At 66.5% G+C, this 17416-nt stretch carries 12 protein-coding genes and 2 tRNA genes; 2 read left to right on the top strand and 12 right to left on the bottom strand.

The window, feature by feature from the left end:
- Positions 1-69 precede the first annotated feature (69 nt).
- The 3 genes from AC07VH_RS11685 to AC07VH_RS11695 all read right to left on the bottom strand — a co-directional run bounded on the left by AC07VH_RS11685 (position 70) and on the right by AC07VH_RS11695 (position 4200).
- Complete coding sequence (locus AC07VH_RS11685) at positions 70-2526, bottom strand: TonB-dependent siderophore receptor (protein ID WP_494787959.1); 2457 nt, start codon at positions 2524-2526, stop codon at positions 70-72.
- 146 nt (positions 2527-2672) lie between these two features.
- Positions 2673-3680 (bottom strand): FecR family protein, encoded by a 1008-nt coding sequence (locus AC07VH_RS11690; RefSeq protein WP_494787960.1) that lies wholly within the window; start codon positions 3678-3680, stop codon positions 2673-2675.
- Position 3681: 1 nt separating this feature from the next.
- Positions 3682-4200 (bottom strand): sigma-70 family RNA polymerase sigma factor, encoded by a 519-nt coding sequence (locus AC07VH_RS11695; RefSeq protein ID WP_475413536.1) that lies wholly within the window; start codon positions 4198-4200, stop codon positions 3682-3684.
- Between the two features lie 281 nt (positions 4201-4481).
- Between AC07VH_RS11695 and AC07VH_RS11700 the strand changes: the two genes are divergently transcribed.
- Positions 4482-5090 (top strand): hypothetical protein, encoded by a 609-nt coding sequence (locus AC07VH_RS11700; protein WP_494787961.1) that lies wholly within the window; start codon positions 4482-4484, stop codon positions 5088-5090.
- 85 nt (positions 5091-5175) lie between these two features.
- Here AC07VH_RS11700 and AC07VH_RS11705 read toward each other — a convergent pair.
- From AC07VH_RS11705 to AC07VH_RS11725, 5 genes are all read right to left on the bottom strand, one after another.
- Positions 5176-5252, bottom strand: a tRNA-Met gene (locus tag AC07VH_RS11705).
- A gap of 144 nt (positions 5253-5396) precedes the next feature.
- Positions 5397-5473: transfer RNA gene (locus tag AC07VH_RS11710), tRNA-Met, on the bottom strand.
- A gap of 46 nt (positions 5474-5519) precedes the next feature.
- Positions 5520-6698, bottom strand: coding sequence for a methyltransferase (locus AC07VH_RS11715; RefSeq protein WP_489628120.1), 1179 nt, complete (start codon positions 6696-6698; stop codon positions 5520-5522).
- A gap of 58 nt (positions 6699-6756) precedes the next feature.
- A complete protein-coding gene (locus tag AC07VH_RS11720) occupies positions 6757-7614 on the bottom strand; it encodes a hypothetical protein (RefSeq protein WP_494787962.1) in 858 nt (285 codons plus the stop codon).
- Positions 7615-7674: 60 nt separating this feature from the next.
- Entirely contained in the window at positions 7675-7884 is a 210-nt protein-coding gene (locus AC07VH_RS11725) for a hypothetical protein (RefSeq protein WP_034755039.1), read from the bottom strand.
- Positions 7885-8062: 178 nt separating this feature from the next.
- On the opposite strand from AC07VH_RS11725, the gene AC07VH_RS11730 reads away from it, so the two are divergent.
- Entirely contained in the window at positions 8063-8230 is a 168-nt protein-coding gene (locus tag AC07VH_RS11730; RefSeq protein WP_162835746.1) for a hypothetical protein, read from the top strand.
- Positions 8231-8234: 4 nt separating this feature from the next.
- Here AC07VH_RS11730 and AC07VH_RS11735 read toward each other — a convergent pair whose 3' ends face one another.
- The 4 genes from AC07VH_RS11735 to AC07VH_RS11750 form a co-directional block, all read right to left on the bottom strand.
- Entirely contained in the window at positions 8235-11993 is a 3759-nt protein-coding gene (locus tag AC07VH_RS11735; protein ID WP_494787964.1) for an AAA family ATPase, read from the bottom strand.
- Between the two features lie 39 nt (positions 11994-12032).
- Positions 12033-12674 carry a hypothetical protein gene (locus AC07VH_RS11740; RefSeq protein WP_077402103.1) on the bottom strand — a complete coding sequence of 214 codons (642 nt, stop codon included), beginning with the start codon at positions 12672-12674 and terminating at the stop codon, positions 12033-12035.
- Positions 12675-12731: 57 nt separating this feature from the next.
- The gene (locus AC07VH_RS11745; RefSeq protein WP_494787965.1) at positions 12732-13958 is read right to left on the bottom strand and encodes an exonuclease SbcCD subunit D C-terminal domain-containing protein; all 1227 of its coding nucleotides are present in this window, start codon (positions 13956-13958) and stop codon (positions 12732-12734) included.
- Positions 13959-14129: 171 nt separating this feature from the next.
- Entirely contained in the window at positions 14130-17150 is a 3021-nt protein-coding gene (locus AC07VH_RS11750) for a PAS domain-containing protein (RefSeq protein ID WP_494787966.1), read from the bottom strand.
- Between the last annotated feature and the right edge of the window lie 266 nt (positions 17151-17416).

Raw genomic sequence — 17416 nt, forward strand, 5'->3', positions numbered from 1 at the left:
CCGGCAACGCCCGTGAAGCGTGAAAATTGTATCACCGGCCCTGCGCCAGTGCGAAATATTCAGCCTGCCCTAGAACTGGTAGCGCACCTTCAGTGCCACCTTGCGCGCCGGACCATGCATGCCCGAGTACCACCAGTCCGATACGGAAGCCGTGTACTGTTTGTCGAACAGGTTGGCCACGTTCACGGTGGCCGACAGCTTGTCGTTGACGTCGTAGCGCGCCATCAGGCTGGCCACCGAATACGCCTTCTGTTCCCAGTGCAGGGTACTGTTGATCTGCCACGCGTCGATGTCGGAATACACGCGGCTTTGCCAGTTCACGCCGCCGCCCACCGTCAGGCGATGCAGCTCGCCGGGCAGCCGGTAAGTGGTCCACAGTTTCACCAGGTGGCGCGGGAAGGTGGTCAGGATCGCCTTGCCGGTATTGTTTTCCGTCTGGCTGTAGGACCACGAAGCTGAGATGTTCCAGTCCGGCGTCAGCGCGCCCGTCGCTTCCAGATCCACTCCCTGGGTCCTGGCGCCCTTGATGGCACGGTTGGCGGGATTGTTCGTGCCAGGGACGGTGTAGCCGGGGTCCGATTCGGCCAGGTTGCTCTGGCGGATCTGGTACAGCGCGGCGGCCGTGTTCAGGCGGCCATCGAGCCAGCCGCTCTTGACGCCCGCTTCAAAGGTCTTGCCCTCGCGCGGCGCCAGCAGCTTGCCGTAGCGGTCTTGCTGGGCTTGCGGCTGGTAGATGGTGGAATAACTGGCGTAGGCGCTGTGCGTGCCGTCGATGTCGAACACCAGGCCGCCATACGGCGTGAAGACGCGGCTTTCCGCGGCTGGCGACGCGCTGTAAAACGGCACGGTAGGCGCGTCCGAGATGTAGTTCTCGCTGTAGCGCAGCACCTTGGCGCCGGCGATCAGTTTCAGGCGCTCGGACAGGTTGAGGCGCGTGGCGGCATACGCGCTGGCCTGGCGGCGCGTGCTGTCGTAGGTGACGTAGGTAGCGCCAAACGCGGGCGTTGCCAGGCGATTCCAGCGGTACAGGTTGACGTCGCTGCCCTGGATGCTCCAGTCGAAGCGGCCGTCCGTCTTGCTCTGGAATTCGCTGTAGTCCATGCCCAGCACCAGCTCGTGCTGGCGGCCGAAGGCGCTGAACGGCCCGCGCACGTTGACGTCCACGCTGTTGACCTGGAGCTGGTAATCGCGGTAGTCGGCGCTCAGGCTCAGGCCATCGCCAGTGGCCTGGTCGGGGAAGCCGGCGCTCACGTTCATGTAGACGGCGCGCTCCTCCTGCGACGACTGCACGCGGTTGGCCGAGATTTTCAGCTTCCAGTCGTTCGCCAGCGCGTGCTCCACGGTGGCGAAGATGTCGGTTGAATTGGTGTTGAAGCGATTCGACCTGGACGCCGGGCTGAAGGAGCGGGGCAGGTCCGTCATGACGCCATTGCTGTAGAACAGGGGGAAGCCCAGGTAGGAGAGGGAACCGTCCGAGCGCTTGCGCTGGTGCGTCACGCCGGCCGTCAGTTTCGTGTCGTTTGACAAGTCCGCCTCGAGCACGCCGTAGACCACTTGCTTGTCGCGGCTGTAGCCGTCGATGATGTTGTCGCCTTCCTCGTACACGGTGACCAGGCGGCCGCGCACCGTGCGCGCCTCGTTCAGCGGACCCGAGATGTCGGCCATGGCGCGCCGTTCATCGTAGGAGCCCAGCTCGCCCTCGACGGCGGCCTGGAACTGCGCCGTCGGCTTCTTGCGCACCATGTTGATGGCGCCCGAGGCGTCGCCCGCGCCCGTCATCAGGCCCGAGGCGCCGCGCAGCACTTCGATGCGGTCGTACAGCGCCATGTCGGCCAGGCTTTGCGACGGTATCGCATTGAGGCCGAGGTTTTCCGAATGCGTGCTGACGCCGTCGAGCTGGTAATTGGTGATCGAATAGCCGCGCGAAGTAAAGCCCGTGCGCTCGCTGCCCAGCGAAAACAGGGTGACGCCCGGCGTTTGCGCCATCACTTGCGCGATGGTGCTCAAGCCCTGGTCCTGCATGCGCTGCTGCGTGATGACGCTGACCGACTGCGGCGTTTCCCTGATCGACAGGCCCAGCGGCGTGGCCGTGGCGATCGGCAGGGCGGAGACATATGCGCCCGAGCCTTCGGTGGCGTCCTGCTGCGCCTTGACCGATACTTCCGGCATCATCGACAGCGCTTCGCCACCCGCTGCGGCGTCGGCCGCGCGCAGCACGTAGCTGCCATTGGCGCTGCGCTCGGCCTTCAGGCCCGTGCCGCGCAGCACGCCGTTCAGGGCGGCCAGCACGTCGTGGCGTCCCGTGAGCCCCGTGGACGTCTTGCCGCGCGTCTGGTCCGGCGTGAAGCTGAGGATGACCCTGGACTGGCTGGCGACCTGGCGCAGCGCCGCCGCCAGGTCGCCGGCCGGCACCTGGAAGTCGAGGCTGGCCGCTGGCGCTGCCGCGACTTCCTGCGCCAGGGCTGGCGCGGGGATATTCAGCAGCAGGGCCGAACCGATGAAGATGCATTGGATGGCATGCGCCATGCGCTTGATGCGTGGCCGGGACCGGGAAGACATAACTTGGGACATGGTTACCTTGTGGTGTAGTCGTCAAAAAGAACGTTGCCTACACAGGTCACGCGAGAATCGAAAACGGGTACCTTTTTTTGCGCTGGCGTGAAAATACATGTTCAGCGCTGTTGGCGCGCCTCCACCTGCACCCAGTAGCGCGTGCGCAGGCGCACGTCCACCGGCAGGGAATCGGGCAGCGACAGCAGCACGGCGTCCAGGTCGGCCAGCGGGAAGACGCCGGAAATGCGCAGGCCGGCCACCGCGTCTTCGCAGCCCAGCCAGCCGTGACGGTAGCGGCTCAATTCATGCAGGAAGTCGCGCAGCGGCATGGCGTCGGCCAGCAGCAAGCCCTGGCGCCAGGCCCAGATGTCGGGCGAGACGGCGTGCGCGGGCACGGTGCTGCGCGCCGTCATGCCGCCGCCCTGGCCCGCCTGGATCACGAGGCTGGCATGGCCATGGCGCGGCATCAGCCGCACGGCGCCTTCCTCGACGGCGACCTGGGTGCTGCCCTCGTCCTGGCGCACCGAGTAGCGCGTGCCCAGCGCCTGCGCCCGGCCTTGCGCCGTTTCGACGAGGAAGGGGCGGTAAGGCCGGCCCGTTTCGCGGGCGGTGGCGATGAAGGCTTCGCCCCGCACCAGTTGCAGCATCCGCTGCGTGTCCGTGTAGCGGATGTTGACGGCGCTGCCGCTGTTCAGATGCAGGCGGCTGCCGTCCGCCAGGGTCAGCTCGCGGCGTTCGCCCACGCCGGTGGACAGGTCGGCCAGCGCGGCGCGGGCCATGTCGGGCGCATATTCCGAGCGCGCGCCGAACCAGCCGGTGATGCCGATGGCGGAGATCCACGCCAGCAGCCGCAGGCTGCCGCGCCGCGAGACGGAACGCGAGAGGGGACTTTGCAGCAGCGCCTGGCGGCTGGCTGGCCCATCGAGTGCGCGCAAGCCGCCGCTGACGCTTTCGATGTGTTTCCATGCCCGTTCATGATCGGGGTGCGCCTGGCGCCACTGCTGCCAGGCCGTTTTTTCCGCCGGCGTCGTTTCGCCGCTCATCAGGGTGGTCAGCCATTCGGCCGCCTGCATGGCGACGGCCAGATCGATGGGCTGGCCCTGGGCGTAGACGGTGGCGGCGCGCATGTCAGGGCGCGGCAAAATCGGGCACGGCAAAAAAGCACAGCAGGTTGGCCTTGCTCAGGTATTTTTTGACGGAATGCGTGGTGGTGCCCAGTTCGGCGGCGATCTCGGCGTAGGTCATGCCGTCCAGGTGGGCCAGCAGGAAGGCGGCCCTGGCCTTGGCGGACAGCTGGTCCAGCGCGCGGTCGACCAGTTGCAGCGATTCGAGCAGCATGGACATCGCTTCCGGCGATGGCGCACAGGCTTGCGGCTGGTGCAGCAGGGCGTCGAGGTAGGCCCGTTCCAGTTCTTCGCGCCGGCAGTGGTTGGCCAGCAGGCGCTTGGCGATGGTGGCCAGGAAAGGCCGCGGCTGCGCAATCCCGGCACTGCTGCGCGCGACGAAGATCTTCAGGAAGGTATCCTGCGCCAGGTCGCCCGCCAGCCCCGCATCGTGCAGGCGGCGCTTCAGCCAGTGCAGCAGCCACGAGTGGTGCTCGGCATACAGGGCCTGGAAATCGGATGGCGGGGAAGGGGCGGACGGCATGCGCACAGGATGGGATAGGGTATCTTAATCTAAATGAGAATTGTTCTCATGATAGCGCAGCGGCGCACGCCAGGCAATCGGGAAAACGCGGCGTTGCTGAAATGCGACTGCGCCCCTGGCCGCCTGCGGCAAGGGATTTGCGCCTGCGCACGGCAGATGTAAAAGTTTCCTTGGCGCAAGCTTTCATGTGAGAAAATGCGGGCTGTCGATGTGGTGCGGAGCGAAAAATGATGTGGATGGTTGGCGGTGCCCTGGTTCTTTTGGTCGCCAGATTTTTATGGTTGGCCTTTTTTCACCGGGTCAACGCGATGTCGCGCCAGGCGGAACTGATGAACTGGCTCGACATCGGCCGCGTGTCGAATGCCGATGGCGGCAAGGATATTTTGTTGGCGAGAAACGAGCGCGGCGCCAGGATCGACTGGCGCACGGGCGAAGTCTGGCTGATGAACCCGAAGGTAGAGGAGCCGTTTGCCGACTTCCTCGCCGTCGAACGCTGGCTGACCTTGCGCGACATGCCGGCGGCGGGCAAGCCGGCGCCAGCCGCTCCCGCGCCAGCGGAGCCGGAACCGGCGCCGGATGCCGGCCCCGTGCGCGATACCTTGCCGGCCTTCCAGCAAAAAGTCGATGCCTGCCTGGCCAAGGCGGAAGGCGGTCAGGAATTGCTGGAAACCAAGCAGGCGTTCGAGGCGGGCAGCGAGCCCTATCTCGAGGCGTCGACGGAATTGAGCAAGACGGCGCTGGAGCTGGAAGTGTCGCCCGCCATGGTGGCCACGTTTCATATCAGCGCCTTTGCCGCCCTGGCCGAAACGGCGGGCGCCGACAAGCTGGAACGGGTGGCGGCCAGCCTGCATGCGGCGGCCAGGCAGATCAGGGCCAGCGTCACCGCGTAACAGCATGGGCCCGAACAGCATGGGCCCGGCCCGGAATGAAAAAAACCGCTGACTCCCTTGCAGGCATCAGCGGTTTTTTATGTATTGGTTGCGGGGACAGGATTTGAACCTGTGACCTTCGGGTTATGAGCCCGACGAGCTGCCAGACTGCTCCACCCCGCAGGCGAATTATAACCGAGTTTGCTGCATTGCGAAAGAGCGGATGGAAATGAAGGATATTTGGCTTGCAGGATGGCCCTTGAGATACTGCGCCGCAATGGAAAAAGCCGCTGATTCTCTTGCAAGAATCAGCGGCTTTCCGGTATCTGGTTGCGGGGACAGGATTTGAACCTGTGACCTTCGGGTTATGAGCCCGACGAGCTGCCAGACTGCTCCACCCCGCAGGCGAATTATAGCGGGGTTTGCTGCAATGCGCAATGGCTGACTGGATTACGCCGCCGCCAGGCGCCACAGCGAGGTGATTTCCTGCGAGCGGGCCGCGTGCAGGCTGTCCGTGGCGTCCTGCGCGCGCGGGTGCGTGGGTTTCACGTCCAGGCGGTCGACCACCTTCAAGCCCGCTTGCGCTATCCATTCGAGCAATTGCGCGCGCGGGCGCAGGCCCAGGTGCTCGGCCAGGTCCGACAGGATCAGCCAGCCTTCGCCATTGGCTTCCAGGTGGTCGGCCAAGCCGGAAAGGAAGCCGCGCAGCATGCGGCTGTCCGGATCGTAGACGGCGTATTCGATCGGCGAGCTTGGGCGGGCCGGCAGCCATGGCGGATTACACACGACGAGCGGGGCGCGGCCGGCGGGGAACAGGTCGGCCTGCACCACCTCGACCTTGTCGGTCAAGTCGAGGCGGGCCAGGTTTTCGCGCGCGCAGGACAGGGCGCGCGGGTCCTGGTCGGTGGCGACGATGCGGGCGACGCCGCGCTGCGCCAGTACGGCGGCCAGCACGCCCGTGCCGGTGCCGATGTCGAAGGCCAGGCTGGCGCGCGCGGGCAGCGGCGCTTCCGCCACCAGGCCCACGTATTCGCCACGGATCGGGGCGAACACGCCGTAGTGCGGGTGGATGCGCTGGCCCAGGGCCGGCAGTTCCACGCCCGTGCGGCGCCATTCGTGCGCGCCGATCAGGCCCAGCAGTTCGCGCAGCGAAGCGACGAACGCTTCCTCGCCACGGCCATACGCTTCATTGCAAGCCAGTTTCACGTCCGGCGCGCGGCGCAGCGGGATCGTGTAATCGGCATCGAACGGCAGCAGCAGCATGGCCAGGGTGCGGGCGCGCTGCGACTGCGCCTGGCGGTGCAGATGGAAGGCTTCCGTGGCCGATGGTTCGGGTTTCGCCAGCTTGGCGGCCTTGGCCTTCTTGCTGGGTTTGTCGTTCTTGTGGTCGGCGCGCCGCGCCAGCGCCTGCAGCAGCTGGCGCGCGTTCTGGAAGTCGCCGCGCCACAGCATGGCCGTGCCTTCGCAGGCCAGGCGGTAAGCCTGGTCGGCCGTCGTGCGGTCATCGGCGATGACGACGCGCTTGGGCGGCGGCATGCCGCTTTCCGAGCGCCAGCGGGCCGAATGCTCGGCGCCGTTTTCGCTCCAGTGGATCTGCGGATGAACGGTAGGGGAAGAAGTGTCGGACATGGATTTCAATCGATAGAAGGGGGCGCGCGGCATGGTCGCCTGCGCAGGCCGTCTTCCATTATACGTCGCTTGCCGTGCCGTCAGCGGTGTCCGTGCCATAGGCGAGTGCCAGCGCGCGGGCGCGCGCCTGGTCTTCCGGCGTCGTTTCCACGGCTTTCCTGTCGTCTTTGGCGGTCTCGGTGGCATGGTCCGGCTGCACCAGCTTGAGCAAACGCAAGCTCAGGCTGCCCGCCAGGTCGCCATCCTTGCCGCTGGCGCTGGCGCCGTCGGACGTGCCCTGATAGAGATTGCTTTGCAATTGCTGGCCCAGCAGCTTGAACAGGTCGTGCAGATTGCCGGCGAAGGTCGTGGCGGGCAGCTCCTTGGCGGGCAGGGCGCCGTCATCGGATGATGTGGCTTCCGGCGTTTCACCTTGCGTTTGTTCAAGCACGCCCGCGCTGATGTTCGATTGATATTGCACTTCCACTTCGAAGTCGAAGGTCTGGCCGTCGGCCGTGGTGATCTTGCCCTTGCCGATGAAATGGGCGTTTTCATCGAGGCTGAAGGCGGCCGCGCGGCTGCTGGCGCCTGCGCCCGAGACGCTGGCGCCAGCACTGCTGAAGCTGGAGCCGGCTTGCAGGTCGACCGAATCGAAGGAGATGCTGGCGCCGTCGCCGAACAACTGGCGCGTCATGTTGTTCAGGAAATCCTGCGCCACGTCGACGGTGGCGTTGCCCAGCGCATCGGTCCGTTGCGACAGCCCCTTGGCCGACAGGTCCAGGCCATTCTTCGACAGGGCTACCACATCTTGCGCCGTGCGCTGCATCAGGGGCGAAGCGGCCAGGCCGGTGGCGCTGCCGCCCGAGCGGGACGGCCGCTGTCCATCCAGCGTAGTCGAGGCGGGTTGACGGTTGGCAAGGGCGGGAAGCTGGGACATGGACAAATTCCGAATGAGCAAGTACTCAGTTAACGGCAGTCGTGTCCCATTCTTTAACCATTAGTGGTGGTGCGACCAGCTACCGTCCGCCGATTCCAGGTAAGACTTGACGGCATCGGCCTGGCCCGTGGCGTGGCGCTTGAGTTCGCCGCATGCGCAAATGCCCTGGTATGGCTGGATATGCGAGCAGGCGGAGACTTTTTGCAGGTAGACCTGCATGGATTTGTGACATTTGACGCACTTGAAGGTGAGGCTGCGGGCGGCTTTCATGGGGTTCCTTGAACTGTTGCGGGGCGTAGAGTTCATCTACGCGAAGGCGGCGATTTTAACGCACTCCGGCCATCGTTACACGTTGTTGCATCTGCGCCACGCGCAGGTCAACTGAATCCGTGCCGTGACGTTGAACGTATATAGGAGGTCGTCTGACCGCCATTGAAGAGGTAGCACCATGGACAAGCATGACAAGGAAAAGCCTGTACAGCCCGCCAAGGAGCTGGTCAGGAAGTGGCTGAAAGCGGAGCTGGAACAGCGCCGGCCCCCGCCCGACCCCGAGCAGATCCGCCGCGAACTGGGCTGGGATATGCTCAGGCTGTGCCGGGAGCCGGCCAGCCGCTAGCGACCTAGCGCACCGTCACCACGCTCTTGCCGCCTGAACCGGGCTGGACCAGGATCTTGGTGGCGATGCGCTCCGTCATTTCCTGCACGTGCGAGATGACGCCCACCTTGCGGCCCATCGCTTGCAAGCCGTCGAGCGCATCCATGGCCACGCGCAGGGTTTCCGTGTCCAGGCTGCCGAAGCCCTCGTCGATGAACAGCGACTCCACGCGCACCCGGTTCGAGGACAGCGAGGCCAGGCCCAGCGCCAGGGCCAGCGAGACGAGGAACGATTCGCCGCCCGACAGCGAATGCACGGAGCGCAGCTCGCCGCCCATGTCCTGGTCGCGCACCATCAGACCCAGCGACGGATTGTTCGGGTTGTCGATGCGTTCGAGCTGATAGCGGCGCGCCAGGTGGTTCAGGTGCGCGTTGGCATAGCCGAGCAGCACTTCCAGGGTGAATTGCTGCGCGTAGTTGCGGAATTTCTTGCCGTCGGCCGAGCCGATCAGTTCATTCAGGCTGGCCCAGCGCCGCTCGATGATGGCTTGCGCCTCGATCTGCGCCAGCATCGCTTGCGCGCCGTGGCGCCGCGCGTCGTCCTGGGCGATCGCCAGGCGCAGCCGGGTCGCTTCCTGGTTGGCCGCCTGGCGTTCCAGCAGCAGCGCGTCGAGCGCGGCCTGCAGCGCCGCCGCGTCCGTTTCCAGGGATTCCGGCGGCTGCTGCACATGCGCTGCCAGCTGCTGCCGGCGTTCTGCCAGCACGGAGACGGCTGCCGTGTGGCGGTCGGCGATCGCTTGCAGGGCGTCGCGTTCGGCGCGTATGGCTTCCGGCGCGATGGCCAGGCGCGCGCGCAAGGCATCCATGTCGGCGGGCGCATGGGCAGGGTGGGTATCCTGGAACTGGCGCAGCCAGTCGTGCAGGGCGGCGCTGGCGCCGTGTTCCTGTTCACGCAGGGCCGCCAGCCGCTGCGACAGCTGCGCGCATGCTTCGTCCAGACGCGTGCGCTGCTGGCTGGCCGATTGCGCCGCCGTTTGCTGCCGCGCCAGCAGCTCCCTGGCTGCCGCGACGGCGTCTGCCAGCGCGCGCTCGACCTCGGCCACGCTCTTGCCCTGCCATAGCGCGTGGCGCTCCGCCTGCATTGCCGTGCGCTGCTTGTCGGCGGCGGCAAAGACGGCGTGGGCTTCCTGCGCCGCTTGCCGCGCCTTGGCGGCGGCCGGCCGCGCCGCTTCCAGCTGCGCGGCCAGGGTCGCCAGCGCGTGGCCGCGGTGGTCCTGGTCCGCCTGCTGTTTCAGCCATTGCCGGCTGTCCGTGTCTCGCGCCGCGCGGAAGGCGGCCGGACCGGCGCGCCAGCTGTCTTTCCAGTCCTCGGCGCCGTCGGCGTCGGCGAACGCGGCATCGAGCTGCGCCAGCAAGGCGTCGAGCGCGGCGCGCGCCGTCTCGCCCTTGTCGGCGTTGCCCGCTTGCTGCGCCTGCAGCTGCGCCAGCCGCGCTTGCGCATCGGCGACGCTGCTTGTGCAGCGCGCGTGCTCGCTGGACGCCAGTTCATGCGCCGCCTGCGCCTGCTCGCGCCGCGCGCCGGCCTGGCGCAGCGCCGTTTCCTGCTGCGCCAGCGCCTGCAAACCGGCCGTATTGGCCGCCAGCTGCCGCGCGAACCAGTCCGCGCGCTGGTTTGCCGGCGGCAGTTGCAGGGTATCGGCATGCGGCTGCCACTGTGCGAGCAAGCTGTCGATGGCGGGCGGCAGGGCCGCCAGTTCGGCATCCGTTTGCGCCTGCTCGCGCGCCGTCGCGGCCAGCGCCGCCTTGTGCGTGGCCAGCCGCTCCAGATTGCCGCGCGCCTGCGTGCGGCAGGCCAGCACCTCATCCTGCAAGCTGGCCAGCATCGCCTGCAAGGCGTGGTCGGCTTGGCTGTACGGGTGTTCCAGCGCGCCGCAGACGGGGCAGGGCTGCTCGTCCTGCAAGGTGGCGCGCAGCTGCTCGACGCTGGCCGCGCATGCCGCTTCCGCGCCTTTCAGGGATTTTTCCGCCTGCGCCAGGCGCGCTTCCAGCAGCGGCGTTTGCGCCGCTTCCGCCGCCAACGCCGTACTTTCCGTCTGCGCGGCCTGCGCCAGCTGGGCCGCCCTGGCTTGCCAGTGCGCCAGCGCCTGCTGCTGGCGCGCCAGTTCGCTCCAGGTCTTTTCCGCGCTGGTCAACGTGCGCGCGTGCGTCTCCAGCTGGCCGCGCTGTTCCTGCAGCCCCTGGCCATCGATGGCTTGCACGGCCGCTTGCGCCTCGCGCCTTTCCGCATCGCGCACGGCCAGGGCGGCAGCGGCGCTGGCCAGCGCCGCTTGCGCCGCCTGCGTGGCGTCCGAGGCCTGGCGCAGCTGCTGTCTTGACTCGGCCATGCTGGCGTCGGCCGCATCGGCTTGCGCGGCCGCTTGCCCGGCCTGGGCAAACAATTGATCCCACAATTGCCACGATTGCGCCAGTGCCTGCCATTGCTGATGCGATGCCAGCCATTGGCGGCCCGCTTCCTGTTCCGCCTGTGCGGCATGCTGGCGCTGATGCAGGTCGTGCAGCGCGGCGCGCGCCGCCTCGTTGGCCTGATCGGCGGCCAGGGCGCCATCCTGCGCCTGGCGGTGCGCGGGCATGTGCGCCACCAAGCCCGCGTCGAGCGCCTTGGCTTGGTCGAGCAGGGGCGCCGCATCGCGCTGCGCCGCTTCCCTGGCAAGCAAGGCCGCTGCCGCCTGCTGCACGGCCTGCGCCAGCTGCGCTTCGCCGGCCACGGCCTGCGCCGCCTGCGCGCGCGACGCTTCCAGCGCGGCGCCCGTGCCGGCGATGTCGTTGGCCAGGCGCGCCACGTCGTCGATCAGGGGCCGCGCCGGCTGCAGCAATTCCCATTGCGCCAGCGCGGTCTGGCGCTCCTGCGCGGCGGCCCGCTCGGCATCCGCACCGTCCAGCGCCTCTTGCGCGGCCGCCGCCTGGCTTTGCAGCTTGTGCGTCTCCTGGTGCCAGCGCTGCTGCAGTTCCAGCACGGCCTTGCGCAAGTCGATGGTGTGCAGGGCCGCTTCGGCGACCTCACCCAGCGTTGCCGTTTCAGCACGCTCTTCCGGCGACAGCGGCCGCTGGTCGGCCAGTTTTTCGCCCAGCCGTTCGAGGACCTGCTTTTCCTTTTTCGCCCGCTCGAAGGCGCGCATGGAAATGTCCGTATAGATGCTGCTGCCCGTCAGGGTTTCCAGCAATTCTCCCCGTTCATTGTCTTCCGTCTTGAGGAAGGTGGAAAACTCGTTTTGCGCCAGCAGCACGGCGCGCGTAAACTGGTCGAACGACAGGCCGATGCGTTTTTCGATTTCGTCCTTGACTTCCGTCTTGGTGCCGCCGAGGGGCTGCAGCGCGGGCAGCTGGTGCAAGCTCATGGCGGTCGCCTGCAGCGCCCCTTCCGCTTTTGTGCGCGAGCGGCGCACGCTCCAGCGCGCGCGGTAGTGACCGCCGTCGTTGCCGACGAAGTCCACCTGCGCGTAGCCGTCCGGCGTGCCCCGGCGCAGCAGGGTGCGCGTATCCTGCGCGCTGACGGTTTCCTTGCCCACGTCGGGCAGGGCGCTGCCCCGGCCCAGCACTTTCAGCAGGCGCGGCGTGGCGTCGTACAGGGCCAGGCACAGGGCGTCGAGCAGGGTGCTCTTGCCCGCGCCCGTGGGGCCGCTGATGGCGAACAGGCCGGAGGACGCCAGCGGCTCCTGCTGGAAGTCGACTTCAAATTCGCCGGCCAGCGAAGCCAGGTTCTTGCCGCTGATTTTGAGGATTTTCATGCTGGTCTTTATGCTGGTGCAGTCGCCGCGCTGGTGCGCTTACAGATCTTTTTTCGCCCTGGCTTCTTCGGCCGCGCGCTTTTCATCGGACGCCATCTTGATGGCGGCCTCGCGCCTGGCTTCAAGCCCGGCATCGACCAGCGTCAATTTGGTGGTGTAGAACAGGGCTCTCGCGGACCATAATTTATTGATCATCTGCGTGTCAGACGGAAAGATGGAATGTATGCGCAATATCTGATCGGCATGGTACACAATGCAGTTTTCATCGGAGATTCTCAAGTTGTCGAGCGCGGGGAGGCGGCGGAACGCAAGGTTGCAGCTGAAAGTGACAGGATGGCCTTCCTCCTTGCTGTATCTCTCTTCCAGTTCGCTTTTGAGCGGGTAGAGGTCCGACCCTTCCAGCAAGACAGTGATGGCGGTAATGGTACCGTCAGCCAGCTGCTCGGTCGTGACGACGCGCGGTTTACCGAAATAGCTCCATTTACCCAGATAGCCATCCGCCACCGATTTACCCGCCTTGATGCCGGTGCTCAGGTCCTTGAGCATGATGGGTTTCGACAGTTGCGACGCTGCTGTCTTTTCGGCCGGCCTCGGGGGCGGGTACTCGGCGCTTGGGCCGCAACCGGCAAGCGATATGAGCAACGAAACGCCCAGCAGTGGGAAATGACGGATTTTCTTCATAAAGCCTTTCAAGTGGTACCGTGGGAGAATGGATGGTTGGCGCAATGCCCCTGGACGTCAGGCGCCAGGCAGCAGCAGTTCGGCCAGGGCCGACAGTTGTTCGGGCGGCGCGGGCCGGCCGTATTTTTGCAGGTACAGGCGGCGGAAGATGTCGTCGGGCTGCAGCTGGCCCAGCTGGTCGAGCGTCATGTTATCGGGCGCGCTGCCGCGCGCGGCGCTCGACGTTTCGATCTTCGCCAGGCGCACGGGCGTGCCGTCCAGCGCTGCCTCGATGCGCGTGCGCAGGCCCGGTTCGGGCGCGTCGAGGCGCACGCGCACTTCCAGGAACGGTTGCGCTTCGGTGGGAGCGTCCGGCACGTCGAGGGCCGCCAGCTGTTCCAGCACTTCGTTGATGGGCGCCGGGGCGGCGGGCACGCGCAGCAGGGGCACGGCGCGCGGCACGGCGATGGTGCGTACTTCGCGTAACTGCTCGCCGTCGATATCGAGGCACAGCACCTGGTGGCGGTAGTTCACTTCCGCAAACGACAGCGGTATCGGGCTGCCGCAATAGCGGATGTGCTCCTGGCCGCCCACGGCCTGCGCCTTGTGCAGATGGCCCAGCGCCGCATACGCGATGGCGGCGTCAAAAATCCCCGAGGGCAGCATTTCCGTGCCGCCGATGACGATGCGGCGTTCGGAATCGTTCGACATTTCGCCGCCCACCATGTGGCAGTGGCCCATGGCAAGGATGGCTTGCCCGGGCTGGCGGCGCGCCAGGGCCAGGTCGGTCAATTGGCGGTACAGCAGGGCGATGCCGCCCAGGTAGGCGTCCTGGGTGTCGCCGGCCGGCAGTTTCGGCACGTCGCCGGGGCGCAAAAAGGGCACGGCCAGGCACCAGGCCCGCACCTGGCCATCGGCGCCCGTCAAGGGCAGCAGCAGGCGTTCCAGGTCGATATTGCCCGCTGCATCGCGCAGCAGATGGCCGATCACGTGCGTGCCGTGCGCGGCCAGCAGGGGGGCTGGCGCTTCCAGGCGGCCCGCCGAATCGTGGTTGCCGGCGACGACGACCAGCTGCAGCGCGGGCAGGCGCGCGCGCGCCTGCTGCAGGAACACATACAGCTGTTTTTGCGAGGCGGCGGAAGGGTTGGCATTGTCGAACACGTCGCCCGCCACCAGCAGCACGTCGACCTGCTCCATCACGAGCGTGTCGAGCAGCCAGTCGAGGAAGCGCTGGTGTTCGTAACCCCTTTCAAAATTGTGCAGGGTCTGGCCCAGATGCCAGTCGGAAGTGTGCAGCAGGCGCATGGTGGGGCAAGGGTAGGGGAAACAGGCGCCAATATAGCTGAAATGAGGCAGGTACTGGAGAATTGAACGAATTTCGAAGAGTGTTTTCGATTTTTATCGATACATCCAGAGTGCCTGAAAAACGTTCAGGGCAAGGCACTGCAACGCAGCCATGGACGTTTTCTCAGGTGCTCAAGTCGTCAGCACGCCGGCGCGATACGTATTGCGCCCATCCTGCTTGGCCTGGTACAGCAGCACGTCGGCCCGCTGCAGCAGCACGGCAGGGGAAATGTCTTCGTCGCGGTAGAAGGCCAGGCCGATGCTGGCGGAAATGCGCACGGTGATGCCATCGAGTTCGAACGGCTGCCGCATGGCGGCGACGATTTTTTCCGCCAGCACGGCCGCGTCGTCGGGCCGGGCGATCTGTTCCATGATGATGGTGAATTCGTCGCCGCCCAGGCGGGCGACGATGTCGGTGGCGCGCATGGTCTGCGTCAGGCGCTGGGCGAAGGCGCGCAGCAGGGCGTCGCCCGTGCCGTGGCCGTGCGTGTCGTTGACGGGCTTGAAGCGGTCGATATCCATGTACATGACGGCCATCAGGTGCTGTTGCTGGCGGCTGGCGTGCATGGCGTCGCTGAGTTTCTGCTGGAAGCCGGCGCGGTTCGACAAGCCCGTCAGCGCATCGACCTGGGCCAGCTTCAGCAGCCGCTGTTTCTCGCGCTTTTGCACGGTGATATCCTGGCGCATCACGTGAAAACCCACCACCTGCAGCCTGTCTTCGCCGATCTGCGGGATGTAGATCACTTCCATGCAGCGCTCGATGCCCTCCTTGTCGTCTTCTTCCTCGAAGCTCAAGGTTTCGCCGGCCAGCACTCTTTCGATATACGGCGCCACCGTGCGGTAGCGCGCTTCGCCCACCGTGTCGCGCACGCTCTTGCCCAGCGCCTGGCGGCCCGTCAGGCCGAATTCGCGTTCATACGCGATGTTCAGGAAGCGGTAGACCTGGTCGGCGTCGATGTAGGCGATCATGGCCGGCAAGGTGTCGGCGATGGTGCGCAGGCGCGCCTCGCTTTCCAGCAGCGCCACTTCCGATTCGCGCAAGGTGGTGATGTCGTCCAGGCTGCCCACGTAGCCTTCGATGCTGCCGTCGATGAGGATGGGGGCAATTTTGACGGAGACCCAGACCAGCCTGCCGTCGCGCTGCAGGCAGCGCAGGGTGGACTGGAACGGTGCGTGGCTGCGCGTGAGCTGTTCCAGCGCCACGTGCATCAGCGGATAGTCGTCCGGGTGCAGCGCGCTGGTCCAGCCGGCGCCCAGGGCGGCGGCGCGCGGCAGGCCCGTGATGGCTTCGAAGGTGCGGTTGACGTAGGTGCAGCGGCGCTGACGGTCCAGGCGCACCAGCCCGAGCGGCGAGGCGTCGTTGACGGCGGCCAGCTCGGCCTGTTTCTGGCGCAGTTCCAGTTCCTGCTGGCGGCGCTGCGAGATATCCTCGGCGATGCACAGGATATGCTCGACCTGCTGGCGCTCGTCGAACACGGGCACGGAAACTGCGCGCAGGTAGCGCAGGCTGCCATCCGCCAGGCGCAGCGGCTTTTCCGTGTGGTCGATGACGCCCCGCTCGGCCAGGATGGCGCGGTCGTCCTCGGCGTCGTGCAGGCCGAAGTCGGGCGGGAAGGCGGCGCAGTCGGTCTTGCCGATGACGTCGGCGGCCAGGTGGCCCGTGATGTCCTCGGCCGCCTTGTTCCACACTTCCATCCGGCCGAAGTTTTCCGGGCGCGCGCTTTTCACGTACACCAGCACGGGCAAATGGTCGATCAGCGACTGCAGGAAGCTGCGGTTGTCCTGCAGCGCCAGTTCGTCGTGCTTGCGCGCGCTGATGTCGCGCGAGGTGACGGCCACGCCGTCGGCGATCGGCACCACCTGGTGGCGCAGCCAGCGCGTGCCGCCCGAGGCCAGGGTCAGTTCGAATTCATCCTCCAGCGGCTGGCCCGTTTCCATCACCAGCACGAAGCGCTTGAAAAAGCGCTCGCCGCGCAGCAGCGGCACGCGCGGCAGCACGCGCTGGCCCAGCAGTTCGGAGCGCGGCTTGCCCAGCATATCGGCGGCCCGTTCGTTGACGTCGGCGAAGATGAAGTCTTCCACCGGCTTGCCCGGCGCGGGGCGCCAGGCTTTGAGCAGCAGCACGGCATCGAGGCTGGCCTGGTGCGCCGCGCGCAGCAGCGCCTGCGTTTCCTTGGCCTGGCGGATGCTGCGGCGCAGGCGCGCGCTCTGGCGCATCAGCAGGGCCGTAAAGCCGGCGATGAGCACGCTGGCGGCGAGCAGCGCGCCGACATACGCCAGGCGGCGGTGTTCGAAGCGGGCCAGGGCGGTGGCGCGGCTCACGCCCACCACGGCCAGCAGCGGGTAGCGGGACAGTTCGTGGTAGCTGTAGATGCGCGCCGTCGCATCGACGGGCGGCTCGATCAGCAATTCCTCGGGCGCGTGCTGCGGCGGGCCCGGCATGCGGAAGTCGATGCGGTCGCTGAGGATCAATTGTTCGCCGATGCGCCCCACCGTCAGGCCGCTGTCGCGCGCCACGAGCATCAGCGCGCCATGCTCGTCGAGGTTCAGACGGTCGTAATCGTCGACAAAATACGTGGGGTCGACGTGGATGATGATGGCGCCCGCAAAGCGGCCCAGGCCATCGTTCAGGCGGCGCGCCAGGCGGATGGTCCAGTGCTTGCTGCCCGCTTCGAGCATGGGCGTGTCGACCAGGGCCGTGTCGGACGCATTCGCGGCCAGCGCCCTGAAAAATGCCTTGCCGGCCAGGTTTTCCGGCAGATACGCGTTGGCGCTGTCGATCACGTCGCCGCGCGCGTCGACGAGGGCGATCGGCAGTTCCAGCTTCGACGGCAGCACGCTGTCGAGCAAGCCCTGGCGGCGCGTGAATTCATTCAGGCGCAGGGTGCCGTCCGTTTCCTCGTATTTGAGCTTGAACAATTGCGTGGCGTGATCGGTCTGGCGCAAGGTGAAACTGGTGTGGTCGGCCAGGGTGCGCGCCAGCGACTGGCTGACGGCCACGGCGTCGCGCACGGCGCTGGCCCGCTCCTGGCCCACCTGGTACAAGACGGCCGCCCACAGCGCCAGCAGCAAGATGAGCGCGGACAGGGGTACCAGGCTGAGACGGTACAGGCGGCGGGCAAGGCGTTGCAGGGGTCTTGTTATCGCTATCACGGGCGCTTGCAGGCTAGGGTCATGGAAAGGTGAAGGGCGGCGTGGCGCGCATCATAGCCGAAATATGCTGACCTGCGCGCTGCCTGCTGCCCTAGCGTCTGTTCGTGGTCTGTCGCTGGCCTTATTTTGCGTTAAATCAAGTACCTGTGGTGCCGCGCACGCTAAAAAAAGCACGCCGGGGGCGGCACGGGCATGGCGAGTGGCAGAAAAAGTACAATTGCGCCCCCATCCTCATTAAAATGGACGCTTCTTCCTCCCATATCGAA

The organism is Janthinobacterium sp. GW821-FHT03C10 (assembly GCF_059420865.1).

Coding starts and splice junctions, on each gene's coding strand:
- AC07VH_RS11740 (WP_077402103.1), bottom strand. CDS start 12,674: ATGAAGAAAATCCGTCATTTCCCACTGCTGGGCGTTTCGTTGCTCATA.
- AC07VH_RS11690 (WP_494787960.1), bottom strand. CDS start 3,680: ATGCGCGCCGCCACCGTCTACGCCCAGGGCCAGCCCATCGATCTGGCC.
- AC07VH_RS11730 (WP_162835746.1), top strand. CDS start 8,063: ATGGACAAGCATGACAAGGAAAAGCCTGTACAGCCCGCCAAGGAGCTG.
- AC07VH_RS11685 (WP_494787959.1), bottom strand. CDS start 2,526: ATGGCGCATGCCATCCAATGCATCTTCATCGGTTCGGCCCTGCTGCTG.
- AC07VH_RS11715 (WP_489628120.1), bottom strand. CDS start 6,698: ATGTCCGACACTTCTTCCCCTACCGTTCATCCGCAGATCCACTGGAGC.
- AC07VH_RS11725 (WP_034755039.1), bottom strand. CDS start 7,884: ATGAAAGCCGCCCGCAGCCTCACCTTCAAGTGCGTCAAATGTCACAAA.
- AC07VH_RS11735 (WP_494787964.1), bottom strand. CDS start 11,993: ATGAAAATCCTCAAAATCAGCGGCAAGAACCTGGCTTCGCTGGCCGGC.
- AC07VH_RS11720 (WP_494787962.1), bottom strand. CDS start 7,614: ATGTCCCAGCTTCCCGCCCTTGCCAACCGTCAACCCGCCTCGACTACG.
- AC07VH_RS11695 (WP_475413536.1), bottom strand. CDS start 4,200: ATGCCGTCCGCCCCTTCCCCGCCATCCGATTTCCAGGCCCTGTATGCC.
- AC07VH_RS11745 (WP_494787965.1), bottom strand. CDS start 13,958: ATGCGCCTGCTGCACACTTCCGACTGGCATCTGGGCCAGACCCTGCAC.